Origin of the sequence: Streptomyces dryopteridis, from assembly GCF_049606955.1 — a bacterium.
Lineage (GTDB): Bacteria > Actinomycetota > Actinomycetes > Streptomycetales > Streptomycetaceae > Streptomyces.
Window position 1 is genome coordinate 3613512 of record NZ_CP187113.1, and the last position, 23708, is coordinate 3637219.

The following is a 23708-nucleotide window of genomic DNA, read 5'->3' on the forward strand; positions in this document are numbered from 1 at the left end:
GTGCTGTGCCGTGCCCGAGGAGTGTCGTCATGAGCCAGGAATCTTCGTCGTCCACGCCCTTTCCCTCGCTCCGCCGGGACGTGGGCATGTACCCGCCCCGGCAGGACTCCGTGACCGCCGCGCGGCGGCACGTCGCCGGGATGGTCGCGTTGTGGGGACAGCCCGGACTCGCGTTCGACGCGGGGCTGGTCACCAGTGAGCTGGTCACCAACGCGATCTTCCACGGCACGGTGCGGGGCCGACTGGTGCGCGTGGAGGTCGAGTTGCGGGGGGACTGCGTGCGCGTCGCCGTCAGCGACTCGCGCGGGGAACGACGGCCCGCGGTGCGGGAGGTGGGCGCCGAGGACAGGTTCGGGCGGGGGCTGCTCGTCGTGGCCGGGACGAGCCGGGCCTGGGGGTGCGAGGACCGGGTGGTGGGCAAGACGGTGTGGGCCGAACTCGCCCTCGGGTGAAGTGCGCACGGACGGCCGCGAGGGGCGGGCCGGCCCGCCCGGGGCGGCGGGGGCCCGCCCCTCACGGGCGGTCGGCGGCGCGCGGCGCGGCGTGTCGTGCGCCGCCGCCGGCGTCAGGTGTTGATGGGCGCGCAGACGGCCCAGGTGCGGAACTCCAGATTGCCGTCGGTGGTCGAGATGTTCTTGACCGCCGTCTTCCACGCGCTGTCGCCCTCGGGACGCGAGTAGACCATCACCAGGTCCGAGGGGTCGACGGTCGGGGAGAAGCCGCCGCCGGTCACGCGGGTGCCGGTGGGGCAGGTCGCGGTGGCGGTGCCGACGGCGTTGCGGGCCACGTTGACGGGGGCGCTCGACACGATCGTCGGCGCGTTCAACAGGCCGCCCTTGTCGCCCTTCGCGCCGGTGTCACCCTTCGCGCCCGTAGCGCCCTGGTCACCCTTGTCGCCCTGGCGGCCCGCCGGGCCCTGGCTGCCGGTCGGGCCGGCCGCGCCCGTGGCCCCGGCCGCCCCGGCGACGCCGGTGTCCCCGCGCGGGCCGGCCGGGCCGGTGTCGCCCTTCGCGCCGGTCGCCCCGACGGCGCCCGCGCTCCCCGGGTCGCCCTTGACGCCCGTGTCACCCTTCGCACCGGCAGGGCCCTGCGCACCCGTGGGGCCGGCGGGACCCTGGACGCCCGCCGGGCCGGTCGCCCCCGTCGCGCCCGCGGCCCCGGCCGCGCCCTGCGCGCCGATCGGCCCCTGCGCGCCCGTGGGCCCCGCGACGCCCGTGGGGCCGGCCGGGCCCTGGGACCCGGTCGCGCCGGCCGCGCCCTGCACCCCGGCCGGACCGGTCGGCCCCGCCGGGCCCGCCGTGCCCTGCGCACCCTGGTCCCCCTTCGCGCCGGTCGGGCCCTGGGCGCCCGTCGGACCCACGGGCCCCCGGGCACCCGCCGGTCCGGGATCTCCCTGGACCCCGGCCGGGCCCTCGGCGCCGGTGGCGCCCTGCGCGCCCTGGGCACCCGTGGCGCCGGCCGGGCCCGCGAGCCCCTGCGGCCCGGTCGGGCCCACGGGACCGGTCGCCCCGTCGGCGCCCGTCGCACCGGTCGCGCCCCGCGCGCCCGGGTCGCCCATCGGGCCGCGTGCGCCGGGGTCGCCGGTCGGGCCGGTGGGTCCGGTGGTGCCGCGTTCGCCCTTCGCGCCCGTCGCACCCGCGTCGCCCTGCGGGCCGGTGGCGCCCGTGGCCCCCGTCGCCCCGGCGGCACCGGCCGCGCCCGGAGTGCCGGCCGTGCCCTGCGCGCCGGTGTCGCCCTTCGGGCCCCGGGCCCCCGGGTCGCCGGTCGGGCCCGTCGGGCCGGTGGGGCCCCGGTCGCCCTTCGCACCCGGCGTACCCGGGTCGCCCTGCGGACCCGTGGCACCCGTGGCCCCCGTCGCGCCGGAGGCACCCGCCGCGCCCGTCGCACCGGCCGCGCCCTGCGCGCCCGGATCACCCTTGGGACCGCGTGCGCCGGGGTCGCCGGCCGGGCCGGTGGGTCCGGTGGTGCCGCGTTCGCCCTTCGCGCCCGTCGCACCCGCGTCACCCTGCGGGCCGGTGGCGCCCGTGGCCCCCGTCGCCCCGGTGGCGCCCGCCGCACCCGCCGCACCGGGCGCACCCGCCGCGCCCGGATCACCCTGCGGACCCCGCGCCCCCACGTCGCCCTGCGGGCCCGCGGCCCCGGTCGGCCCGCGATCACCCCGCACCCCCTGGGCCCCCGCCGCCCCGGCCGGCCCCGTCGCACCCGTCGGCCCCGCCGGGCCCCCCGCACCCGCCGCGCCCGCCGGCCCGGCGGGACCCGCCGCACCGGCCACACCCTGCGGACCGGCCGGGCCCTGCGCCCCCGTCGCCCCGGCCGCGCCCGCCGCACCCGGGGCGCCGGCCGGACCCCGCGCCCCCGGATCGCCCTGCGCGCCCTGCGCCCCCGGATCACCCTGCGGGCCCGCGGGCCCCGTCGGACCCCGGTCGCCCGCCGGGCCCGGCACCCCCGGATCCCCCTTCGCGCCCGCCTGCCCCGGATCGCCCTGCGGCCCCGCCGCGCCCTCCGCCCCACGCTCCCCGCGCGGTCCCGGCGGACCGGCAGGACCCTGAGCCCCGGCGGCGCCCGCCGGCCCGGCCGGACCCGACGCGCCCGCAGGCCCCGGATCCCCCTTCGCGCCGGTCGCGCCGGCCGCCCCCGGATCACCCTTCGCGCCGGCGGGCCCCGCGGGGCCCGCCGGACCCGCCGGCCCCGGGTCGCCCTTCGGGCCCGGCTCGCCCTTGTCCCCCTTGTCCCCCTTGTCGCCCTTCGGGCCCTTCCCGCTGTGATCCCCGTCGTTCCCGCACCACGGCACCGGACCGGACGGCTTCACGTACCGGGCGCTCATCCACCCCGAGGTGCCGGCGAGCCGGTACCAGACGTTGTTGCCGTCCACGACCTGCCCCGCCGCCTTGCAGGCCAGGCGCACGTGCGCCCCGTGCGGGTGCTTGCCGATCGCGGCGGACGCGGTGGTGGGACGCTCGCGCACGTACTGGTACGTGTGCGACACCACCGTCCCCGACACCGCCGCGCCCCCGCCGCCGCCCGTACGGAACGTGTCGCCGGCCGGGCCGGGCACGAGCGAGGCCGGACCCCGGTCGTGCGCGGCGGCGTGCGCGTGGACGGCGAGGGGACCGGCGAGTCCGGCGGTCACCCCGAGGGTGAGAACGCCCCGGCCGAGCCGATGAGCGATGACGGCGGCGAGGGCGGGCCGAGGCTGACGTGAGCTGAACACCGTGGAGGGATCGCCTTCTCGTGAGGGACGGGAGGGGTGGGAGGGAGGTGAGGGAGGTGAGGGAGGGGGGATGGGGGACGAGGGGGAGGGGAGGGGGGAAGGACGGGACGGGGGAGAGGGGAGGGAGACGGGGGTGAGGCCGCAGCGGAACGGGCCCCGTCTGGCCCTCCCGGTCGGCCCGGCCCGACCGGCCGGGCCGGCCCCACCGGCCCGGTCCCGACTCGGTGTGGCCCCGTCCCGGCCTGACCGGCCGACCGACCGGGCCGGGCCCACCGGCCCGACCCCGACTCGGTCCGGCCCGACCCCGACTCGGTCCGGCCCGGTCCCGGCCTGTCCGGCCCGGTCCCGGCCCGGCCTGTCCCGGCTCGGTCCGTTCCGGCTCGGACCGGCTCGGCTCAGCCTGACTCGGCTCGGCTCGGCTCGGCCTGGTCCGGCCCGGTCCGGCCTGGTTCGGTCCGGCAGGTCCCGCTCTTCTCGGTCTGGCTCGGCCCGGTCCGGCCCGACCCAGTCGGGCCCGCGCAGGTCCGGCCCAGGAGATCCGGGCGGGTCGGGTTGGGCCACGTTCGGCCCGCTCAGGTCCGGACTTGCCCGGCGCCCGGGCCGGGCCAGGTCCGTCCCGGTCGGGGATTGGTCCGGCAGGGTCCGGCTCGTTCGGTCTGGTTCGGTCGGATGGAGCCGGGCTGAGCCCGGTCGGTTTCGTTCAGCTCGGCCGGGCCGGGCCGGGCCGGGTCGGGCCAGGGCTGGGTGGGTTGGGATCGGTTCGATCAGGCTTGGACAGTCGGGGCGGGCCGAGTGGGCTGGGTTGGGATCGGTTCGATCGGGCTTGGACGGTCGGGACAGGCCGGGTCGGGCCGGGTCGGGCCGAGTGGGGCCGGGTCGGGCCGAGAGGGGCCGAGAGGGGCCGAGAGGGCTGGTTGGGATCGGTTTGGGTCGGGCCTGGACGGTTGGAGCGGAGCGAGGCGGGCCGAGTGGGTTCGGTTGGGTTCGGTTGGGTTCGGTTGGGTCGGGCCTGGACGGTCGGGGTGGGCCGGGGCGGGCTGGATCGGCTGGGTCCGGTCGGCCGGGGGCTGGTCGGGAAGGGGCTGGGCGGGTTGCGGCGGGCTGGGTTGGGCGGGCCGAGTGGGCTGGGTTCGGGTTTGGGCGGGGCGGGCCCGGGGGTTGGGGGTGGTGTCGGTGTGTTGCGGGGTGGGGGCGTGGGGTCAGACGCCTTCGACGGGGGCGCACACCACGTGGGCCTTCACGTTGTCCCAGGAGTTGTCGCGGTTGTACGCGGTGATGGTCCAGCCCTGGCCGTCGGCGGTGGGGCGGGAGGAGGTCACGAACGTGCCGATGATGTCGTCGTCCTGGGACATGCCGCCGCCCACCGCGCGGGTGCCGCCGGGGCACATGACGGTGACGGACTTGCGTTCCCGCTGGTTGACCGTCGTCCACGTGGCGCTGTCCACGCGCTGGAAGACCGTGAAGCCGCCCGGGGCGCCCTTCGTGCCCCGGGGGCCCTGATCGCCGGTGTCGCCGGTCGGGCCCTTGCGGCCCACCGGGCCGGCCGGACCCGCCGCGCCCTCCGGGCCGCCGGCGCCGGGGGCACCGTCGGGGCCGGTCGCGCCGGTGGGGCCCTTCGTGCCCTGGTCGCCGCGTGCGCCCTGGAGGCCGGAGGGGCCGGTCGAGCCGACAGCGCCCGTGGCGCCCTTGTCGCCGGGCCCGCCCCGCACCCCGGCGGGTCCCGCCGGGCCGGTGACCCCGGTCGCGCCGACGGCGCCGGCCGGGCCCGTCGCACCGGTGGGGCCGGCGGGGCCCGCCGTGCCGGCGGGGCCGCTCGCCCCGGTCGGGCCGATCGCGCCGGCCGCGCCCGTGGGTCCGGCGGCTCCGGTCGGGCCGGCCGGACCGGTCGCGCCCGCCGGGCCCTGGGGGCCGGTCGCGCCGGCGGGGCCGGTGGGCCCGGTGTCCCCGGCCGCGCCGGTCGTGCCCGCCGGGCCCTGCCCGCCGCTCGGTCCCGCCGCCCCGGCCGGGCCCGCGTCGCCGCCGGCCCCTCGGGGACCGGCCGCACCCGCCGTGCCGGCCGGGCCGACCGCGCCGGTGGGGCCCGTCGGGCCCGTGGCGCCGACCGGGCCGGCCGGGCCCCGGGAGCCCTGCGCGCCGAGCGGCCCGGTGGGGCCGGTGCTTCCGGTGAGGCCGGTGTCGCCGGTCGGGCCGGCCGTGCCGGTGCCGCCCCGGGGGCCGCGGGGGCCTTCGGGGCCGGTGTCGCCCGTGTCGCCCCGACCGCCGGTCGGGCCGCGCCCGCCGGACGCGCCGGCGGGGCCCGGAGCGCCCTGGGCACCGGTGGGCCCGGCCGGTCCCGTGACCCCGGCCGGGCCGGGGCCGCCGTCCTCGCCGGCCGTGCCGGCGCCGCCCCGGGGGCCACGCGGGCCTTCCGGGCCGGTGTCGCCCGTGCCGCCGCGGGCCCCGGTCACGCCGTCGGCGCCGGGCGCGCCGACCGCTCCCCGAGGGCCCGTGTCGCCGGTCGCCCCGGTCGCTCCCGCGACCCCCGTCGGGCCGGGATCGCCGCCCTCGCCTGCCGTGCCGGTGGTGCCCCGGGGGCCGCGCGGGCCCTCGGCGCCGGTGTCCCCCGCGTCGCCCCGTGTGCCGGTCGGGCCGGTCGCGCCGGTGGGACCGGCCGCGCCCGCCGGGCCCCGGGCGCCTTCGGCCCCGGTCGGGCCGGCGGCCCCGCCGGCGCCCGTCGCGCCCGTCGGTCCGGCCGCGCCGGCGTTGCCACGTGGACCGCGCGGACCCTCCGGCCCGGCGTCCCCGGCGGGCCCCGCGGCCCCGGTCGCGCCCGTGGCGCCCGGCCCGCCGGCCGGGCCCTGCGGGCCGGCCGGACCGGTCGGCCCGGCCTCGCCCCGGGCACCGGCCGGACCCGTCGGTCCGGACCCGCCCGCCGGACCGGCCTGGCCTGCGGCGCCCTGGGGGCCGGTGGGGCCGGGGGCGCCGGTCGGGCCTTCGGCGCCGGTCGGGCCCGTCGTGCCCTTGCCGCCCGTCTCGCCGCGCGAACCCCGGGGGCCCGCCGACCCGGTCGCGCCCGGGGTGCCCGCCGGGCCGGTGTCGCCGGTCGCGCCCTTCTGGCCGGGGGCGCCCTTGGGGCCGCGCGGGCCAGGGTCGCCCGTCACGCCGGCCGGTCCGGGGGTGGTGCCGGCGGGGCCTTCGGCGCCGGTCGCCCCGGCCGGGCCCGTGGGTCCGGCGGGTCCGGTCGGGCCCGGGTCACCGGTCGGGCCGGGCCGGCCGGATCCGCCCCGGTCGCCCGTGGCGCCCTTCGGTCCGGCGGGTCCGCGCGGGCCGGCCGGGCCGGTGTCGCCGCGCGGTCCGGCGTCGCCCCGGTCCCCGCGCTCGCCCTTGTCGCCCTTCGCGCCCTTGCCGCCGCCCTTGCCGTGGTGGCCGCCCTTGCCGTGCCCGTGCCCGTCGCCGCCCCCGCCGGGCGCGGCGAGGAACGTGGCCGGGACCACCGCCGAGGCCGCCGAGGCGACCGGGGCCACGGCGCCGACCAGGACGCCGGTCAGGGCGCCCAAGACCACCGCCCCCCGCGCGAAACGGACGGCAATGGCCAATTTCTGCTGTTCTCCGGTCAAGACGGCGCACTTCCTCACGGGAATCCGAAACGTGTGCGCCCCCAGAAGAACCGACAAACTGCCGAACGCGCCGGAGCCGCCGTCACGCACTCCCTCCTCCGGCCTTATTCGTATGACCGCCCCGCCCGCCATCCGGCCCCAGACCGGGGGCCCCGCCACGGGCGCCGAGCCCGCGCCCACGCCCGCGCGCCCGCGTGGGCGTCCGGACGGTCGTCGCTGCGTGGGGGAGGAGGGCATGCTCCGGGCCGGGCCAAGCCGGATCGAACGCGAACGCGGCCCGGCCCGTCCCGTCCCGGCGTCGCGTAATCCGCGCGATGCATCGGGCGGGCGCGGCCCGGCTCGGCCCGGGGTGGACGGGGGCCGCGTGGTGCGGGACTCGTGTTCTCCGCGTGGGGGCGGTGCGGAGGGCGTGGCGGGGGTGGCCTCGGGTACGCCGAAGCGGCCCGGCCCCTGGTCCTGGTGGGACGGGGCGGGCCGCTCGGAGGGTGTCCCGGTGGTGCCGGGGGACGGCACCTCCCGGCCTCGGGGGGCCGGGGCGGGACGGGTCATCCCGTGACCATGTGCCGCAGGGTCGCGGCCGAGGGCAGGTCCGGGACGGGTTCGGTGGCGTAGTACAGGAAGCCGGGCAGGGTCTCGGGGACGTGCAGGCCACCGCGGTGCCGGATGAGGCCCGTGATGTGGTCGCCGGCGTCGTACCCGCACACGAGGGGGATCCGGTACACGTCCCCGTCGGGGGTGGCGAAGACGGCCGCCGGTCCGGATTCCTCGGTCCGGGTCACGCCGCGTCGGGTGCGACCGAGAAGAGCCGGCCGTAGTCGGTGACGCCCTTGGCCAGGTCGGCGGCGCCCGCGAGGTGCAGGGCGTGCCAGGTCAGGACCTGGTTGGCGGTGATCACGTCGAAGCCGAGTTCCCGCTCCAGCGGGGCGATGGTGCCCACGGCGCGGATGCCGTTGCCGGCGACGAGGACGGCGTCCGGCTCGTGGTCGGCGACGGTGGTGCGGATCCACGCGGCGAGGTTCTCGGGGGTGATGGCCTTCTGGTCCGAGGGCAGGCCGCAGGGCCCGTGGTGGACCACGTCGAAGCCGAACTCGCGGAAGTAGTCGGCGCCCTGGCCGGACAGGTCGTCGTCGAACCACGGCGGGTTGACGAGGGCGATCTTCTTCGCGCCGAGGGCGGTGAACCCGGCGACGGCGGCGCGGGTGGTGCCGGTGATCGGGATCTCGCGGGTGACGGGGGCGAGCCGCTCGTAGAGCTCGTCCTCGCCCTTCCTGCCCAGCACGTAGCTGGAGCTGGTGAAGCCCAGGGCGAGCGCGGTGAGGGGGGCCGCGGCCAGGAGTTCCACGGCGTCGTCGAGGTAGGGGGCCTCGACGAAGGAGCGGACCGGGTCGTGGGCGATCTTCTCGTCCATGACGCCGCCGGCGCGCATCGCGGCGAAGTGGATGCGGGAGCCGTGGACGGTGACGCCGGCGGGCACGACCGCCTGCATCTCGGCCTCGGGGCCGACGTCGGCGTGCGGGACGACGACACCGATGCGGGTACCGGCGTCCCAGCCGTCGGTGGGCGCGGGGAGGGACTGCTGCGTCATGGTGCTGCTCCTTGTCGGGTGGTGGTCGCGGGATGCCGGTGAGGGGGGGACGACGTGCGCGGGCGCGTGCGTGCCGGGGCGGCGCGGGGTGGTGCGGGGGCCGGCGGTGGCCCGGTGCGGTGGGGAGGCCGCACCCGGCCGGGCCCGCCGGGGGGAGGGGGCCCGGCCCCGGTGGGGCGTGGGTCAGGCCGCGACGGCCTCGTCGGCGAGCTTGCCGCCGACGGTGCCCGAGCCGGAGGAGTCCAGGAAGTTGGGGTGCTTGCGGCGCATGGTGTCGATGACGAACTCGTAGGGGACGTCGTCGAAGGAGCCGTGGTCCTTCAGGAACTCCATGTTCCCGCCCTTGTCGGTGTGCGGGTGGTACAGGCTGTCGGTCTCGCCGTCGAACTCCAGCGCGTCCATGCCGTAGAGCTTGCACAGGATCTTGTTGAAGACGGGGGTGGCCTTGACCCACTTGCCCTCCAGGTACACCTGGGTGAGGCCGTGGAAGAACACGTCGCCGCCGATGTGCTCGATCAGGCGGGGGGAGGCGAGGTGGTTGCGCACGTCGCCGTAGACCAGCCGCGAGGGGATGTCGAGGGCGCGGACGGCGGCCGCGTACAGGACCGACTTGTGCAGGCAGAAGCCGGACTTGACGGTGGCGGTGTGGCTGGCCTTGAGGCCGTTCTCGGAGAGGTCGGCGTTGTAGACCTCGTACTGGACGGTGTCGCGGACCGCGTAGTACAGGTCGATCGCGTTCTTCTTCTTGTCGGCCGAGCGGTCCTTGACGGCGCGGTCGATGAAGTTCTGGACGGCGTCCGTCTCGTAGTCGAGGAACTCGGTGGGGCGCGTCAGCTGGTCGAGCAGGTCGAGAGTCATGGTGGTGTCCTGAATGCTCGGCGGCCGGTGGGCCGGGGAGACGGATGGGGGGAAGGGGATGAGGCGCGCGGTCACAGGCCGAGGAGGGCGGCGATGCGGTTGCGCTGGATCTCGCTGGTGCCGGAGTAGATGGTTCCGGCCAGGGAGTTGCGCAGTTCGCGCTCGATGCCGTGGGAGGTGAGGACGCCGCGGCCGCCGTGGATCTGCACGGCGTCGAGGGCGTTCTGCACGCTGGCCTCGGAGACGACGGTCTTGGTCGCGGCGAGGTCGAGGGAGGAGTCCTGACCGGCCTGGACCTTGACGCCGGTGTCGCGCAGCCACTTGCGGGCCGTCTCGACACGGATCTTCATGTCGGCGATCTTGTGGGAGACGCCCTGGTGCTTGCCGATGGTGGAGCCGAACTGCACGCGCTCCTTGGCGAAGGCGATGGTCTCCTCCAGCAGTCGCTCCATCTCCCCGAGGGTGAGGGAGAAGGCGAAGAGGACCTCGCGCTTCATGACGTAGTCGAGGACGAGGAAGCCGCCGCCCTCCATGCCGAGGCGGTTGGCGACGGGGATCCGCAGGTTGTCGAACTCCAGGGTGCCGATCGGGCTGGTGCGCAGGCCGATCTTGTCCATGGTGGGGCCGATGGTCAGGCCGGGGGTGTCCTTCTCGACCAGCAGGGTGGTGAGCGCGAAGGGGCCGGGCTTGCCGGTGCGCACGTAGAGGAGGAAGAGGTCGGCGATGGGCGCGTTCGTGATGAACATCTTGCCGCCGTTGACCACGTAGTGGTCGCCGTCGCGGACGGCGGTGGAGGTGGAGTTCATCGCGTCGGAGCCGCCGGACTCCTCGGTGATGGCGTGGGCGGTGATGGCCTCGCCGTTGAGGATCTTCGGCAGGTAGCGGGCCTTGAGGTCCTCGCTGCCGAAGTGCTGGAGGGGGATGCCCACCGAGACGATCTGGGTGGAGGTGGAGAAGGACAGGCCCGCGTCGCGCGAGTGGTAGCCCAGACCCTGGAGGACCTGCATGGTCTCGGTCAACGAGCGCCCGGCGCCGCCGTGTTCGGTGGCGAAGGGGGAGCGGAGGATCCCCGACTCCTGGATGACGGGCCACTTGTGGAAGGGGAAGGCGCCGGCTTCGTCGAGGGATTGCAGGTCGGCGTTCAGGTCCTCGGCGTATGGCCTGGCGAGGTCGCGGAGTTCGTCGGTCACAGTCTTGTTCCTGTCGGCAGCGAGGGTGGTGGGGCGGTCGCGGGTGACGCGGGGGCCGTCCCCGGCGACCCCGGCACGGGCGTGCGGGAGCGCCCGGATCCGGGGTGCGCGGGCCGGGGCGGTGGTGCGGTGGGGGAGCTGCCGGTGCGGGACGTCGGCGGACGGTCCCGCACCGGCGGGTCCGCTCAGTACTGGGAGAAGCCGTCCTCGGAGAGGGTGTGCTTCTCGGTGCCGACGATCGGCGGGTTGAACACGGAGACGAGGTGCAGGTCCTCGTGCTCGGAGGCGATCAGGTAGTGCGGGTCGTGCTCGTTGAGGGCGTAGATGGTGCCCTGGGTGATCGGGTAGCGCGTCCCGTCCTTCTCGACGACCTCGCCGGAGCCGGCCACGCAGTAGCAGGCCTCCAGGTGGTTGCGGTACTGAAGGGCGCTCTTGGTGCCCTTGCGGACGAGGGTGACGGCCACGGCGAAGCCCATGCCGTCGGACTCCGTCAGGACCCGGTGGCTGGTGCCGTTGCCCCATTCGACGGGGGTGACGTCGTCGACGCTGCGCGTGAACATCTGCGGTTCTCCCTTGGAGACGTGGAGGGTGGAGTGTGGTGAAGGGACTGGGGGACTGCGGGACTGCGGGACTGCGGGGGTCGGCGCGGGCGCCGGCCGCCGTGGCCGACGGGGCACGGTCTGGCGCGCGGGGGGCCGATCGTGCCGGAGCCGATCGGTCTGGGGTGGTGCGCGTCGCGTGCCGTGCCGGGCCGTCGGCCACGGGGGTCGGGCGCCCGCGTCGGGGACCCGGGTGCCCTCCTCCCGCCGCGCCGTCGAGCGGTCGGGGCGGCGGAAGGGAGGCGGTGGTGGGGCAGGTCAGGCGAGGACGCCGGCGGGGGCGTTCTCGCGGACCAGGGTGGTGATCGCGGTCAGGTTCCGGAAGTTGTCCGGGCCGATCTCGATGTCCTCCAGCGGCACCTGGTACTCGGACGCGATGTGCGAGACGAGGCGGACCAGGCCCAGGCTGTCGATGACGCCGTTGGAGACCAGGTCGTAGTCCTCGGTCAGGTCGGAGGAGTCCTCGCCGGCGAGGAACTCGTCGACGATGTACTGGCGGATCTGGGTGGCGAGGTCGTTGGTGCTCATGCTGCTGCGATCTCCTTCAGGCGGTTGGACTTGATGAGGTTGCGATCGGGCTTGCCCGTGGAGGTGCGGGGCAAGGGGACGTCGGTGATGTGCACCGACGAGGGGATGGCGTGCCGGGGCAGGTGCTTGCCGGCGTGGGCGCGCAGGCCCAGTCCGGTGAGCTTGGCCTCGGGGTGCCGGGCGACGTGGGCGTGCAGGCGGACGCCGGCCTCGGGGTCGGGCAGCGTCACGATGACGGCCTCGACCACGTCGGGGTGGGCGGCGAGCACGGTCTCGACCTCCTGGAGGTTGGTGCGCACGCCGCGCACCTTGACCTGCCAGTCGGCCCGTCCCTCCAGGGAGATCAGCCCGTCCTCGGTGCGGGAGACGATGTCGCCCGTGCGGTAGAAGACGAGGCCGTCGCGTTCGGTGAACACCGGCTCGTTGAGGGCGGTGCGCAGGTAGCCGCGGGTCTGGAAGGGGGTGTTGACGAGGAGTTCGCCGGTTCCCGGGCCTTCGACGGGGTCGCCGTCGGGGCCGAGGATCAGGGCGCGGACGCCGGGCAGGGGGCGTCCGATCGGGATCCGGGCCGGCGGGTTCGCCGGGTCGATCTCGTGGCCGAAGGAGTCGTTGGTCTCCGTGCAGCCGAAGATGTTGTGGAAGCGGGCGGCCGGGAAGCCGGCGGCCAGCGGGGCGAGCAGCTCGGGCGGCAGCGCGTCACCGGTGAAGATCACGGTGCGGACGGTGTCGAAGACGCCGCCGTCGCGGATCAGGTTGCGGTGCAGCATGGGGACGCCCTGCACGAAGGTGACCCCGTGCTCGGTGAGCAGGCCCTGGACGTAGGGGGCGTCGGCGGAACGCTCCTTGTCCACGAGGACCACGGCCGCGCCGAGTACGAGCAGGGCCCAGACGTCGAGGAGCGCGAGGTCGAAGTTGAGGGGCGCGTAGGAGAGGGAGACCTCGTCCGCGGTGAGCGCGAAGGCGTCGGCGGCCCACTCGCCGAAGGCGTCGAAACCGGCGGAGCCGATCGGGACGATCTTCGGGGTGCCGGTGGATCCGGAGGTGGTGAGGAGGATCCGGGTGACCTCGGGGTCGGGGATCGAGAAGCCCTCGGCCTCGGCGGGGTCCGGGGTGACGGGCTCGCCGGTGAGGACCCCGTCCTCGTCCACGGTGAGGATGAGCTCGGCGCGGGACTGGCGGGCCAGTCGCAGCCGGGCGTCCTCGCCGAGGTCGGGGGAGGGCACGAGGGGGATGAGCCCTTCGGTGAACGCGGCGAGCAGCAGCGCGATCGTCTCGGGCGTCTTGTGCGCCGGGACGACCACGGTGGTGCCGGCCGGGCCCGCCGCGTCGCGGACCGCGGGGCGCAGGGCCTCGGTCAGGTCGACCAGCTCGCGGTAGGTGACGGTGCGTCTGCCGTGAAAGAGGGCCGGCCGGTCGCCGCGGGTGCGGCCGTGGGCGGTGACGGCTTCGACGAGGCGCGTCGAGGGCACGGGAACTCTCCCTTCCGGGATGTGAGGGGATGCGGTGCGGCACTGCGGGGCATGCGGGTCGTACGGGGTACGGCGCGGCGGTGCGGGTGAGTGCGGCGGTGCGGAAAGCGGGGGTGTGGACCCCGGCGCCAGGGGTTTCGGCCATTCGGGCTGGTGTTCGTCCCGGCGTCGATGGGATGACGATAGCCCGGCAGGTCCATGCATGGTCAAGCAAATCAGGGGTCAAGATTGTGCGGTTCACGTCAGGCATCTGTGTGTGCACATGAAAAACCCCCGGTCGGCACCCCTGGGGCGGGGATGATCTGGACCGGGGGTCGGTGAGGGCTCGGAGGGCGGTATCCGGACAAGGCTCCGCCCCGCCGTCGGGGGCGACGGCGGGGCGGGTTCAGGCCGATCGGGTGCGGCGCCGGGCTCAGGCCGGGGCCCCGCGCAGGGACTGCACGGTGGGCGCGAAATCGGGGTCGGCGGTGAAGGAGTTCAAGGTGGCCGCGAGCACTTCGGCGTAGGTGGCACGGGCGTCGCGGTAGCGCTCCCGACCGAGGTCGGTGACGATCGCGTAAACCCCCCGACGGTCTGAGGCGCACAGGTCCTTCAAGGCGAACCCGGCGTTCTCCAGGCGGGCGACGAGGCGGGTCACGGAGGACTGCCCCAGGCCCACGGCGTCGGCGAGCTCCTGCATCCGCAGTTCGCCGTCCTTGGCCCGGGACAGGGATTCCAGGGCCCGGTATTCGGAGAGGCCGATGCCGTGCCGGCGGGTCATGGCCTGGGCGAGGTCCCGTTCCACGCGCGCGTGCAGGGTGAGCACCCGGTCCCAGACGACCTGGTCCGACGCACCCGTGTGCTCGTGGCGAGAAGTGTTCATTGGTGACTCCCTCTCGTGAGTGTTGTTTGACAACAGGATAGATGCTCATGCAAGCTCTTGCCATCGCCGCAGCCACGTCCTCAGCCGGCTACGGCCCCCATGTACTTGCACGCACAAACAAATTAAGGGAGGGACTTGTGTCCACCTCGTCCGCAACCGCCCCGGCCACGCAGCAGAGCGCAAACGTCGGCTGGGCCTGGCTGCTCCTCTCCTCCGTCTTCGAGATCACCTTCGCCCTCTCCACCGAGGCCACCGACGGCTTCACCAAGCTGTGGCCCTCGCTGCTCACCGCCGCCGCCGCCTCCGTGGGCATCTTCACCCTCTCCAAGGCCCTCAAGAGCGTGGACGTCGGCGTCGGCTACACCGTCTGGGCCGGCATCGGCGCCGTCGGCACCGTCGTCTTCGGCACGATCATCTACGACGAGCCCATGACCGTCTGGAAGGTCATCTCCTTCCTCCTGATCATCGGCGGCGCCCTGGGCCTGCGCATCTCCGACACCGTCGCCGAGAAGAAGAAGGCCGCCGCCGAGGCCGCCGCCGCCCCCGCGCCGGTCGAGCGCCCGCAGCGCGCCACCGTCTCGGTCTGACCCACCACGCACCACGCACCACGCACCACCCGCACCACGCACCACCGCACGTCGCACCACCCGGCGCGCCGACCCGCAGCGGCCCGCCGCCCGTACGGCGTGACGCGGTGACCCTCCCACGCCCCCCGGCCCGCACCCCCGACGGACCGAGGCACCCGGGACCGGCCGCCGCGCCCCGCGCCGCCCCCGCCCCGCAGCACCACCCGCCCGCAGCACCCCCCTGCCCGCCGACCGCCCCGTCGTCGGCGCCCACACGGAACGGATTCCCGTCATGACCTGGGTCTACCTCGGCATCGCCATCGTCTTCGAGGTCCTCTTCGCGCTCGGCACCAACGCCACCAAGGGCTTCACCCGCCTGTGGCCCTCCGTCTTCACCCTGCTCGCCGCCGCCGGCGGCATCTACACCCTCTCGCTGGCCCTCCTGGAGCTCGACGTCTCCGTCGGCTACACCATCTGGACCGGCCTGGGCGGCGTCGGCACCGTGGTCCTCGGCGCGATCCTCTTCAAGGAGAAGATCACCCTGGCCCGCGTCGCCTCCTTCGCCTCGATCATCGGCGGCGCCGTCCTGCTCCGCCTGACCTCCGTCTGATCGGGAGCGCGCCGTGACCGCCTTCGCCCCCGCCGAACTCGAAGCCCTCACCCCGCACGTCGAACACGCCGTGCAGATCAGCCGCGAGCACGTGGCCAAGGGAGGCATCCCCTTCTCCGGCGTCGTCGTGCAGAAGGGCAAGGTCCTGGGGACCGGCTTCAACCGGGTCCGCGAGGACAACGACGCCACCGCCCACGCCGAGGTCGTCGCCCTGCGCAACGCGGCCGAGAAGGTCGGACTGGTCGGCGTCGCCGGAGCGGTCCTGATCGCCTCGGGCGAACCCTGCGCCCTGTGCTACCTGGCCGCCCGCCACTACGGGATCCAGCGCGTGCTCTACGCGGCGGACCGCAAGACCGCCGCCGCGTACGGCTTCGACTACTCCGGCTCCTACCGGATGTTCGCCACCGACCCCACCCAGTGGCCGGGCCAGGTCGGCCACCTCCCCGTGGAGGGCCACGAACTGCCCTTCCACGAGTTCCTGACGCGAGAGAACGGACGCCTCCGATGACCGAGAAGGTCAAGATCAAGATCTGGTCGGACTACGTCTGCCCCTTCTGCATGCTGGCCGAGGGCCCGATCGCCGAGGCGACCGAGGGACTGGACGTCGAGATCGAGTGGCAGCCCTTCGAACTCCGCGCCAAGCCTCAGCCCACGCTCCGCCCGGAGGACGAGTACCTGCCCTCCATCTGGAAGCGCGCCGTCTACCCGATGGCCCGCCGCCTCGGCGTCGACGTCACCCTGCCGACCGTCTCCCCGCAGCCGTACACCGACCTCGCCTTCGAGGGCTTCCAGTACGCCAAGGAACACGGCAAGGGCAACGAGTACACCGACCGCATGTTCCGGGCCTTCTTCCAGGAGAACCAGGACCTCGGACAGCTCGACGTGCTGGAGCGGCTCGCCGGCGAGATCGGCCTCGACACCGCCGAGTACCGCACCGCCCTGGAGAACGGGACCTACACCAAGGCCCACAAGTCCGCGCTGCGCGAGGCCGAGGCCCACCGCGTGCAGGTGGTCCCGACCATCCTCATCGGCGACCACCGCATCGAGGGCGTGCCCGGCGTCGCCCAGCTCCGCAAGGCCGTGCTCGACGCCCAGGCCGAACTGGCCGAGGCCGAGGAGTACCCCGAGGGTGCCGCCTGCGGCATCAACGGCTGCTGACCTCACATGGACGGCAGACCGAGCGGCCCCGCAGAGCGCCCACCGGGCGCGCGCACCGCACCAGGGGCCGGAACCACCGGAAGGGCCGTTGTCGGGTGAACCCCACCCGACGACGGCCCTTCCGGTTCTTCTCCGCCCGGCCGCGCGCCGCGGCCCCCGGCTCAGTTCTTGCGGTGCCCCACCAGCCGCGGTTTGGCCTCCAGCCCGTCCAGCCCGTGCCAGGCCAGGTTCACCAGGTGCGCCGCGACCTCCGCCTTCTTCGGCCGCCGCGTCTCCAGCCACCACTGACCGGTCAGCGCCACCATCCCCACCAGCGCCTGCGCGTACAGCGGCGCCAGCTTCGGATCGAAGCCCCGGGCCTTGAACTCCAGCCCCAGGATGTCCTCCACCTGCGTGGCGATGTCGCTGATCAGCGACGCGAAGGTGCCCGTGGACTGCGCCACCGGGGAATCGCGCACGAGGATCCGGAAGCCGTCCGTGTAGTTCTCGATGTAGTCCAGCAGCGCGAACGCCGCCTGCTCCAGCAGCTCCCGCGGGTGTCCGGCGGTCAACGCGCCCGTCACCCCGTCCAGCAACTGGCGCATCTCGCGGTCCACGACCACGGCGTACAGCCCCTCCTTGCCCCCGAAGTGCTCGTAGACCACCGGCTTGGAGACCCCCGCCTTCGCGGCGATCTCCTCGACCGAGGTGCCCTCGAACCCCTTCTCGGCGAAGAGCTTGCGACCGATGTCGAGCAGCTGTTGGCGACGCTCCGCGCCGGTCATCCGCACCCGGCGACCACGCCGGGCTTTGTCGGTGCTGGAGGTGTTCCCGTCGATCGCCACGTCCCCCATCATGCCGCGTTCGTCGCCTTTTGCCTGCGCCGGCCTTCGATCCGGGCCGCCGACGGCCACCGCACGTCCGCGGCCCAGCCGAGCTGTTCGAACCAGCGGATCAGCCGCGCGCTGGAGTCCACCTGCCCGCGCAGCACCCCGTGCCGGGCCGAGGTCGGGTCCGAGTGGTGCAGGTTGTGCCAGGACTCCCCGCACGACAGCACCGCCAGCCACCACACGTTGCCCGAACGGTCCCGGGAGCGGAACGGGCGATTGCCCACCGCGTGGCAGATCGAGTTGATCGACCAGGTCACGTGGTGCAGCAGCGCCACCCGCACCAGCGAGCCCCAGAAGAACGCCGTGAACGCCCCCCACCAGGACATCGTCACCAGACCGCCCACCAGCGGCGGGATCGCCAGCGACAGCACCGTCCAGTACACGAAGTCCCGGCTGATCCGCCGGATCGCCGGGTCCTTGATCAGGTCCGGGGCGTACTTGTGCTGATCGGTCTGCTCCTCGTCGAAGAGCCAGCCCACGTGCGCCCACACCAGCCCCTTGAGCAGGGCCGGCACGGACTCCCCGAAGCGCCACGGCGAATGCGGGTCGCCCTCGGCGTCCGAGTACTTGTGGTGCTTGCGGTGGTCGGCGACCCAGCGCACCAGCGGACCCTCCACCGCCATCGACCCGGCGATCGCCAGCGCGATCCGCAGCGGCCGGCGGGCCTTGAAGGAGCCGTGCGTGAACAGCCGGTGGTAGCCGACGGTGATGCCGTGGCAGGTCAGGAAGTACATGCCGACCATCAGGCCCAGGTCCAGCCAGGTCACCCCCCAGCCCCACAGCACCGGGACGGCCGCGACCAGGGCCACGAAGGGCACCACGATGAAGAGGAGCAGGGCGATCTGCTCCACCGAGCGCTTGTGTTCCCCGCCGCGCGTGGCCGACAGGGCGCCGGGCTCGGCCGCCGTCGCGGGCGCGGCCCCCGGGGCGGGGGAGGAGGGCTTCGAGGAGTCCTCGAACACGTCCGGGCTGAGGGTCATGCGGCATCCCCCGAGGGGTGAGGTGGGCGGCAGGGCGCAGAGCTACGGAACCGTAACCTACGGAAACGTAAGTATGGCAAAGGCGCGCTCCCGGACAAGGACCCGGCACCCGGGCGTCGGTACCGAGGGGCCGCGGCGGGCGGCCTTGTCGGTGTTTCACGTGAAACGCGGCCCGGTGGACCCGGACGTGAGGTCGGAGTGCGCGGAACGTGGGCTTCGGTTGTGTTTCACGTGAAACAGCGCACGCCGACGGGGGGCGGGCCCGGAGGTCGGCGCGGCGCACGGCCCGGTGATCACTGGGGTCCGGGCCCCTCGTCGCCCCCGGTGGGACCGGCGACCTGACAGGTTCGGTGTCCGCCCTTCGGATGCCCGCCCTGTGCACCGGTCCAGTCCACCTATCCTGGTCACGTCGGACAGCGCGGTCCGCACGGGCAGCCGGCGCTGCGCATCAGGAGCGGCCTGACGCCGCGCGCGAGCCGGCCCACCCACCACCTCCCAGTAGCGCTCGACACTCTGCAAGGAGCCGCACCTGTGAGCAGTGCCGACCAGGCCCAGTCCCAGGCCCCCGTCACCACCTCGACGGACACCGCCGCCCCCGCGAACGGCACGGGCAACGCCGAGCTGCGCGCGGACATCCGCCGCCTCGGCGACCTCCTGGGCGAGACCCTCGTCCGTCAGGAAGGGCAGGACCTCCTCGACCTCGTGGAACGGGTGCGCGCTCTCACCCGCACCGACGGCGAGGCCGCCGCCACCCTCCTCGGCGACACCGACCTGGAGACCGCCGCCAAGCTGGTGCGCGCCTTCTCCACCTACTTCCACCTCGCGAACGTCACCGAGCAGGTGCACCGCGGGCGTGAGCTGCGCGAGCTGCGCGCGGCCGAGGGCGGCCTGCTGGCCCGCACCGCCGACATGCTCAAGGACGCCGACCCCGAGCACCTGCGCGAGACGGTCCGCAACCTCAACGTGCGCCCGGTCTTCACCGCGCACCCCACCGAGGCGGCCCGGCGCAGCGTGCTGAACAAGCTCCGCCGCATCGCGACCCTCCTCGACGAGCCGGTCACCGGCGCGGGCGACCGCCGCCGGCACGACCTGCGGCTGGCCGAGAACATCGACCTGGTGTGGCAGACCGACGAGCTGCGCGTGGTCCGTCCCGAGCCCGCCGACGAGGCCCGCAACGCGATCTACTACCTCGACGAGCTGCACGCGGGCGCGGTCGGCGACGTGCTGGAGGACCTGGCGGCCGAGCTCCAGCGGGTGGGCGTGGAACTGCCCCCGGGCACCCGTCCGCTGACCTTCGGCACCTGGATCGGCGGCGACCGGGACGGCAACCCGAACGTCACCCCCGAGGTCACCCGCGACGTGCTGATCCTCCAGCACGAGCACGGCATCACCGACGCGCTGGAGCTCGTGGACTTCCTGCGCGGGCTGCTGTCGAACTCGGTGCGCTACACCGGCGTGACCGAGGAACTGACCGCCTCCCTCGCCGCCGACCTCGACAAGCTCCCCGAGATCAGCCCCCGCTACAAGCGGCTGAACGCCGAGGAGCCCTACCGGCTCAAGGTCACCTGCATCCGCCAGAAGCTCCTCAACACCCGCGAGCGCCTGGCCAAGGGCACCCCGCACGAGACGGGCCGCGACTACCTGGGCACCGCCGAGCTGCTGGAGGACCTGACCGTCATCCAGACCTCGCTGCGCGAGCACCGGGGCGCGCTGTTCGCCGACGGCCGGATGGACCGCACGATCCGCACCCTGGCCGCGTTCGGCCTCCAGCTGGCGACGATGGACGTGCGCGAGCACGCCGACGCCCACCACCACGCGCTGGGCCAGCTCTTCGACCGGCTCGGCGAGGAGTCCTGGCGGTACGCGGACATGCCGCGCGACTACCGGCAGAAGCTGCTGGCGAAGGAACTGCGCTCGCGCCGCCCGCTGGCCCCGACCCCGGCCCCGCTGGACGCGGCCGGCGCGAAGACCCTCGGGGTGTTCGGCGCGGTCAAGGACGCGTTCGACAAGTTCGGGCCCGAGGTCATCGAGTCGTACATCATCTCGATGTGCCAGGGCGCGGACGACGTGTTCGCCGCCGCCGTGCTGGCCCGCGAGGCGGGTCTGCTGGACCTGCACGCCGGCTGGGCGAAGATCGGCATCGTGCCGCTGCTGGAGACCACCGACGAGCTGCGCGCGGCCGACGTGATCCTGGGCGAGATGCTCGCCGACCCCTCGTACCGGCGCCTGGTGGCGCTGCGCGGGGACGTGCAGGAGGTCATGCTCGGCTACTCGGACTCCTCGAAGTTCGGCGGCATCACCACCAGCCAGTGGGAGATCCACCGGGCGCAGCGCCGGCTGCGCGACGTGGCGCACCGGCACGGGGTCCGGCTGCGGCTCTTCCACGGCCGCGGCGGCACCGTCGGCCGCGGCGGCGGCCCCTCGCACGACGCGATCCTCGCGCAGCCGTGGGGCACGCTGGAGGGCGAGATCAAGGTGACCGAGCAGGGCGAGGTCATCTCGGACAAGTACCTGGTGCCCTCGCTGGCCCGGGAGAACCTGGAACTGACGGTCGCCGCGACCCTCCAGGCATCGGCCCTGCACACGGCCCCGCGCCAGTCCTCGGAGGCGCTGGAGCGCTGGGACGACGCGATGGACATCGTCTCGGACGCCGCGCACTCGGCGTACCGGCACCTGGTGGAGAACCCGGACCTGCCGGCGTACTTCTTCGCGTCCACCCCGGTGGACCAGCTCGCCGACCTGCACCTGGGCTCGCGGCCCTCGCGCCGGCCGGACTCGGGCGCGGGCCTGGACGGGCTGCGGGCGATCCCGTGGGTCTTCGGCTGGACCCAGTCGCGGCAGATCGTGCCGGGCTGGTTCGGCGTGGGCTCGGGCCTGAAGGCGCTGCGCGAGGCGGGCCGGGAGGAGGTGCTCGCGGAGATGGGCGAGCACTGGCACTTCTTCCGCAACTTCCTCTCCAACGTGGAGATGACGCTGGCCAAGACGGACCTGCGGATCGCGCGGCACTACGTGGAGACCCTGGTCCCGACCGAGCTGCGGCCGGTGTTCGACGTGATCGAGGCGGAGCACGAGCTGACCGTGCGCGAGGTCCTGCGGATCACGGGCGGCGAGCGGCTGCTGGACTCCAACCCGGTGCTCCAGCAGACCTTCTCGGTCCGCGACGCCTACCTGGACCCGATCTCCTACCTCCAGGTCTCGCTGCTGGCGCGCCAGCGCGCGGCGGCGGAGCGCGGCGAGGACCCGGACCCGCTGCTGGCGCGGGCCCTCCTCCTGACGGTCAACGGCGTCGCCGCGGGCCTCCGCAACACGGGCTGACCCGCCCGACCCCCGCGAAGGCCGCCGGCCCCCACCCCCCAAGGGGCGGGGGCCGGCGGCCTTCGCGGTCGGAATCGGGAGCGGCGGGGCGCATCATTGCCCAGCGGTTGTGGCATTTCTTGTGCTAGACCTGTTGCATGGCTGAAAACGCAGAGTTCTCCCCTGGCGACGGTCCTCGCAGCGGTATCTCCGTGTCCCTCACCGCCGGCACCCTCGGGGCAATTCGAGAACGGGTCGGCAGCCGGGGCGTGTCCGCGTATTTGGAGCAGGCGGCCCAGCGCCAGATCGAGCGGGACAACCTCGACGAACTGATCGCGGAGTTCGAGAGGGTGAACGGTCCGGCCGACCCTGACGCGGTCACCGCGAAGCGAGAGCTGCTGACCGGGCCCTCTGAGGGCGCGGAGGCCGCTGCGTGAGCGGTGCTCTGCTGCTCGACAGCGAGGGTCTGGCCCGCGCGGTGGCCCGGGACCGGGAGGTACAGGAATGGCTGACGGCCGCACGTGAGGCCGACATGCCGGTGATCACCTCGGCGGCCGTCTTGGTGGAGGTGATCCATCCCAGGATCAACGAGGCGGCGCTTGCGTGGGCGCTCTCACGGATCCGGGTCGAGTCCGTGACGATGGGCATCGCCCGCTCGGCTGCCGACCTGCTGAGGGGCGCGGGGCTCCACGGCCACAAGTACGCCATCGACGCGATGGTGTGCGCAACGGCACTGGCCCAGTCGGGCCGGGTGACCATCCTGACGTCCGATGTGGAGGACATCCGGATGCTCACCCTCGACCATCCGCGGATTGCGGCGCGCAAGGTGTGATCGCACCCTGCGCCGCTCTGACAGGAAGTCGGTTGTGCCTGTTCGCCGGCCGTGCTCAGGAGTTGTACGTGGACTGGGCGCGGTCCAGGCCGTCCTGGACGAGGGATTCCGTCGCGTCGGCCGCGCGGTCGACGAACCAGTCGAGGTCCTTGCGTTCGGTGCCGGAGAAGTCCTTGAGGACGAAGTCGGCGACCTGCATGCGGCCGGGCGGGCGGCCGATGCCGCAGCGGACGCGGTGGTAGTCGGGGCCCAGGGACTTCGTCATCGACTTGAGGCCGTTGTGGCCGTTGTCGCCGCCGCCGAGCTTGAGGCGGAGGGTGGCGTAGTCGATGTCGAGTTCGTCGTGGACCGCGATGATCCGGTCGGTGGGGACCTTGTAGAAGTCGCGCAGGGCGGTGACCGGGCCGCCGGAGAGGTTCATGAAGGACAGCGGCTTCGCGAGGACCACGCGTCGGGTCAGGGGGCCGGGCGGGCCCATGCGGCCCTCGACGACCTGGGCGCGGGCCTTGTGGGCCTTGAATTTGCCGCCGATGCGTTCGGCGAGGAGGTCCACGACCATGAAGCCGATGTTGTGGCGGTTGCCCGCGTACTCGGGGCCGGGGTTGCCCAGGCCGACGATCAGCCAGGGGGTCGTCGCGTCGTCGGTCATGTCGTTGCTGCTCCCTGGTGCGTCGCGGGGGTGCCACGTGCGACCGCCGCCCCGCTCCGGGGGGAGTGGGACGGCGGTCGACGGTGTTTATCGGTGGGGCGAGGCTCAGGCCTCGGTGCCCTCGGCCTCGGCGGCCGGCTCCTCGGCCTGCGGGGCGACGACCTGGACGACGACGGCGTCGGCGTCGATGGCCAGGGTGGTGCCGGTCGGGAGGGTGACGTCCTTGGCGAGGACGGAGGCGCCGGCCTCCAGGCCCTCGACGGAGACGGTGACGGCCTCGGGGAGGTGGGTGGCCTCGGCCTCGACGGTCAGGGTGGTGAGGATGTGCTCCAGCATGTTGCCGCCGGCGGCCAGGTTGCCCTCGGTGACGACGGGGACCTCGACGGTGACCTTCTCGCCCTTCTTCACGACGAGGAAGTCGACGTGGGTGATGACGGGCTTGATCGGGTGGCGCTGGATGGCCTTCGGGAGGACCAGCTCGGTGCCGGCGCCCGCGATGTCCAGGGAGATCAGGACGTTCGGGGTCTTGAGGGCCATCATCAGGCCGTGGGCCTCGACGTTGACGTGCTGCGGGGTCTGGCCGTGGCCGTAGATGACGGCGGGGGTCTGCGCGGCGCGACGGGCCTGGCGGGCGGAGCCCTTGCCGAACGTGTTGCGGACCTCGGCGGAAAGCTTGACCTCGGACATGCTCACTCCTCGTGGGGTGACGGAAACGGATTCTGCGTGGTCACCCGGCCGACAGGACGGCCTGCTACGAAGAGCGCGTCGATAACGGAGTCCCACACGTGAGTGTGGCCTCCCTCGCCGAGCAACTCGCAGAGTCTACCCGGCGCGGGAGGCCACGCCCAAAAG

Annotated in this window: 22 protein-coding genes; 8 read left to right on the forward strand and 14 right to left on the reverse strand. The window is 74.6% G+C overall.

The window, feature by feature from the left end; all coding sequences use genetic code 11:
- Positions 1–29 precede the first annotated feature (29 nt).
- Entirely contained in the window at positions 30–452 is a 423-nt protein-coding gene (locus ACN20G_RS15480; protein WP_424213364.1) for an ATP-binding protein, read from the forward strand.
- Between the two features lie 113 nt (positions 453–565).
- Here ACN20G_RS15480 and ACN20G_RS15485 read toward each other — a convergent pair whose 3' ends face one another.
- The 10 genes from ACN20G_RS15485 to ACN20G_RS15530 all read right to left on the reverse strand — a co-directional run bounded on the left by ACN20G_RS15485 (position 566) and on the right by ACN20G_RS15530 (position 13898).
- Positions 566–3211: a hypothetical protein gene (locus ACN20G_RS15485; protein ID WP_424213365.1), complete on the reverse strand. Its 2646-nt coding sequence runs from the start codon at positions 3209–3211 to the stop codon at positions 566–568.
- A 1199-nt stretch (positions 3212–4410) separates the two neighbouring features.
- The gene (locus ACN20G_RS15490; protein WP_424213366.1) at positions 4411–6807 is read right to left on the reverse strand and encodes a hypothetical protein; all 2397 of its coding nucleotides are present in this window, start codon (positions 6805–6807) and stop codon (positions 4411–4413) included.
- 545 nt (positions 6808–7352) lie between these two features.
- Positions 7353–7586 carry a DUF6253 family protein gene (locus tag ACN20G_RS15495; RefSeq protein ID WP_424213367.1) on the reverse strand — a complete coding sequence of 78 codons (234 nt, stop codon included), beginning with the start codon at positions 7584–7586 and terminating at the stop codon, positions 7353–7355.
- The gene (locus tag ACN20G_RS15500) at positions 7583–8392 is read right to left on the reverse strand and encodes a maleate cis-trans isomerase family protein (RefSeq protein WP_424213368.1); all 810 of its coding nucleotides are present in this window, start codon (positions 8390–8392) and stop codon (positions 7583–7585) included. Before ACN20G_RS15500 ends, ACN20G_RS15495 begins: the two co-directional genes overlap by 4 nt.
- A 183-nt stretch (positions 8393–8575) precedes the next feature.
- Positions 8576–9250, reverse strand: coding sequence for a transglutaminase-like domain-containing protein (locus tag ACN20G_RS15505; protein ID WP_424213369.1), 675 nt, complete (start codon positions 9248–9250; stop codon positions 8576–8578).
- A gap of 71 nt (positions 9251–9321) precedes the next feature.
- Positions 9322–10440: an acyl-CoA dehydrogenase family protein gene (locus ACN20G_RS15510; protein ID WP_424213370.1), complete on the reverse strand. Its 1119-nt coding sequence runs from the start codon at positions 10438–10440 to the stop codon at positions 9322–9324.
- A 185-nt stretch (positions 10441–10625) separates the two neighbouring features.
- Positions 10626–11000, reverse strand: coding sequence for an ectoine synthase (locus ACN20G_RS15515; RefSeq protein WP_424213371.1), 375 nt, complete (start codon positions 10998–11000; stop codon positions 10626–10628).
- Positions 11001–11297: 297 nt separating this feature from the next.
- On the reverse strand, positions 11298–11567 hold the full coding sequence (locus ACN20G_RS15520; RefSeq protein ID WP_424213372.1) for an acyl carrier protein: 270 nt from the start codon (positions 11565–11567) through the stop codon (positions 11298–11300).
- Positions 11564–13036 (reverse strand): AMP-binding protein, encoded by a 1473-nt coding sequence (locus tag ACN20G_RS15525; protein WP_424213373.1) that lies wholly within the window; start codon positions 13034–13036, stop codon positions 11564–11566. The genes ACN20G_RS15520 and ACN20G_RS15525 overlap by 4 nt, the downstream gene beginning before the upstream one ends.
- 412 nt (positions 13037–13448) lie before the next feature.
- Entirely contained in the window at positions 13449–13898 is a 450-nt protein-coding gene (locus ACN20G_RS15530) for a MarR family winged helix-turn-helix transcriptional regulator (RefSeq protein ID WP_424213374.1), read from the reverse strand.
- 137 nt (positions 13899–14035) lie between these two features.
- On the opposite strand from ACN20G_RS15530, the gene ACN20G_RS15535 reads away from it, so the two are divergent.
- The 4 genes from ACN20G_RS15535 to ACN20G_RS15550 all read left to right on the forward strand — a co-directional run bounded on the left by ACN20G_RS15535 (position 14036) and on the right by ACN20G_RS15550 (position 16232).
- The gene (locus ACN20G_RS15535; RefSeq protein ID WP_424213375.1) at positions 14036–14485 is read left to right on the forward strand and encodes a DMT family transporter; all 450 of its coding nucleotides are present in this window, start codon (positions 14036–14038) and stop codon (positions 14483–14485) included.
- A gap of 271 nt (positions 14486–14756) precedes the next feature.
- Positions 14757–15074, forward strand: a complete 318-nt coding sequence (locus tag ACN20G_RS15540) for a DMT family transporter (RefSeq protein WP_424213376.1) — start codon at positions 14757–14759, stop codon at positions 15072–15074.
- A gap of 13 nt (positions 15075–15087) precedes the next feature.
- Positions 15088–15582, forward strand: a complete 495-nt coding sequence (locus ACN20G_RS15545) for a nucleoside deaminase (RefSeq protein ID WP_424213377.1) — start codon at positions 15088–15090, stop codon at positions 15580–15582.
- Positions 15579–16232, forward strand: coding sequence for a DsbA family oxidoreductase (locus tag ACN20G_RS15550; RefSeq protein WP_424213378.1), 654 nt, complete (start codon positions 15579–15581; stop codon positions 16230–16232). Before ACN20G_RS15545 ends, ACN20G_RS15550 begins: the two co-directional genes overlap by 4 nt.
- Before the next feature lie 161 nt (positions 16233–16393).
- On the opposite strand, the gene ACN20G_RS15555 is transcribed toward ACN20G_RS15550, so the two are convergent.
- Both ACN20G_RS15555 and ACN20G_RS15560 read right to left on the reverse strand, forming a co-directional pair.
- Positions 16394–17065 (reverse strand): TetR family transcriptional regulator, encoded by a 672-nt coding sequence (locus tag ACN20G_RS15555; RefSeq protein ID WP_424215523.1) that lies wholly within the window; start codon positions 17063–17065, stop codon positions 16394–16396.
- Positions 17065–18081: an acyl-CoA desaturase gene (locus ACN20G_RS15560; protein WP_424213379.1), complete on the reverse strand. Its 1017-nt coding sequence runs from the start codon at positions 18079–18081 to the stop codon at positions 17065–17067. Before ACN20G_RS15560 ends, ACN20G_RS15555 begins: the two co-directional genes overlap by 1 nt.
- Positions 18082–18702: 621 nt before the next feature.
- Between ACN20G_RS15560 and ppc the strand changes: the two genes are divergently transcribed.
- The 3 genes from ppc (at position 18703) to ACN20G_RS15575 (ending at position 22207) form a co-directional block, all read left to right on the forward strand.
- Positions 18703–21396, forward strand: coding sequence for a phosphoenolpyruvate carboxylase (gene ppc / locus ACN20G_RS15565; RefSeq protein WP_424215524.1), 2694 nt, complete (start codon positions 18703–18705; stop codon positions 21394–21396).
- A 137-nt stretch (positions 21397–21533) separates the two neighbouring features.
- Complete coding sequence (locus tag ACN20G_RS15570) at positions 21534–21812, forward strand: hypothetical protein (protein ID WP_424213380.1); 279 nt, start codon at positions 21534–21536, stop codon at positions 21810–21812.
- Positions 21809–22207, forward strand: coding sequence for a PIN domain-containing protein (locus ACN20G_RS15575; RefSeq protein WP_424213381.1), 399 nt, complete (start codon positions 21809–21811; stop codon positions 22205–22207). The genes ACN20G_RS15570 and ACN20G_RS15575 overlap by 4 nt, the downstream gene beginning before the upstream one ends.
- A 55-nt stretch (positions 22208–22262) precedes the next feature.
- On the opposite strand, the gene pth is transcribed toward ACN20G_RS15575, so the two are convergent.
- Both pth and ACN20G_RS15585 read right to left on the reverse strand, forming a co-directional pair.
- Positions 22263–22856: an aminoacyl-tRNA hydrolase gene (gene pth, locus ACN20G_RS15580; protein ID WP_424213382.1), complete on the reverse strand. Its 594-nt coding sequence runs from the start codon at positions 22854–22856 to the stop codon at positions 22263–22265.
- A gap of 105 nt (positions 22857–22961) precedes the next feature.
- Complete coding sequence (locus ACN20G_RS15585; protein ID WP_424213383.1) at positions 22962–23543, reverse strand: 50S ribosomal protein L25/general stress protein Ctc; 582 nt, start codon at positions 23541–23543, stop codon at positions 22962–22964.
- Positions 23544–23708 lie beyond the last annotated feature (165 nt).

What these genes read in the sequence shown, in the direction of transcription:
- ACN20G_RS15480 (WP_424213364.1), top strand. Translation starts at nt 30, where the DNA reads ATGAGCCAGGAATCTTCGTCGTCCACGCCCTTTCCCTCGCTCCGCCGG.
- ACN20G_RS15500 (WP_424213368.1), bottom strand. Translation starts at nt 8,392, where the DNA reads ATGACGCAGCAGTCCCTCCCCGCGCCCACCGACGGCTGGGACGCCGGT.
- ACN20G_RS15505 (WP_424213369.1), bottom strand. Translation starts at nt 9,250, where the DNA reads ATGACTCTCGACCTGCTCGACCAGCTGACGCGCCCCACCGAGTTCCTC.
- ACN20G_RS15515 (WP_424213371.1), bottom strand. Translation starts at nt 11,000, where the DNA reads ATGTTCACGCGCAGCGTCGACGACGTCACCCCCGTCGAATGGGGCAAC.
- ACN20G_RS15520 (WP_424213372.1), bottom strand. Translation starts at nt 11,567, where the DNA reads ATGAGCACCAACGACCTCGCCACCCAGATCCGCCAGTACATCGTCGAC.
- ACN20G_RS15530 (WP_424213374.1), bottom strand. Translation starts at nt 13,898, where the DNA reads ATGAACACTTCTCGCCACGAGCACACGGGTGCGTCGGACCAGGTCGTC.
- ACN20G_RS15540 (WP_424213376.1), top strand. Translation starts at nt 14,757, where the DNA reads ATGACCTGGGTCTACCTCGGCATCGCCATCGTCTTCGAGGTCCTCTTC.
- ACN20G_RS15550 (WP_424213378.1), top strand. Translation starts at nt 15,579, where the DNA reads ATGACCGAGAAGGTCAAGATCAAGATCTGGTCGGACTACGTCTGCCCC.
- ACN20G_RS15555 (WP_424215523.1), bottom strand. Translation starts at nt 17,065, where the DNA reads ATGGGGGACGTGGCGATCGACGGGAACACCTCCAGCACCGACAAAGCC.
- ACN20G_RS15560 (WP_424213379.1), bottom strand. Translation starts at nt 18,081, where the DNA reads ATGACCCTCAGCCCGGACGTGTTCGAGGACTCCTCGAAGCCCTCCTCC.
- ACN20G_RS15570 (WP_424213380.1), top strand. Translation starts at nt 21,534, where the DNA reads ATGGCTGAAAACGCAGAGTTCTCCCCTGGCGACGGTCCTCGCAGCGGT.
- pth (WP_424213382.1), bottom strand. Translation starts at nt 22,856, where the DNA reads ATGACCGACGACGCGACGACCCCCTGGCTGATCGTCGGCCTGGGCAAC.
- ACN20G_RS15585 (WP_424213383.1), bottom strand. Translation starts at nt 23,543, where the DNA reads ATGTCCGAGGTCAAGCTTTCCGCCGAGGTCCGCAACACGTTCGGCAAG.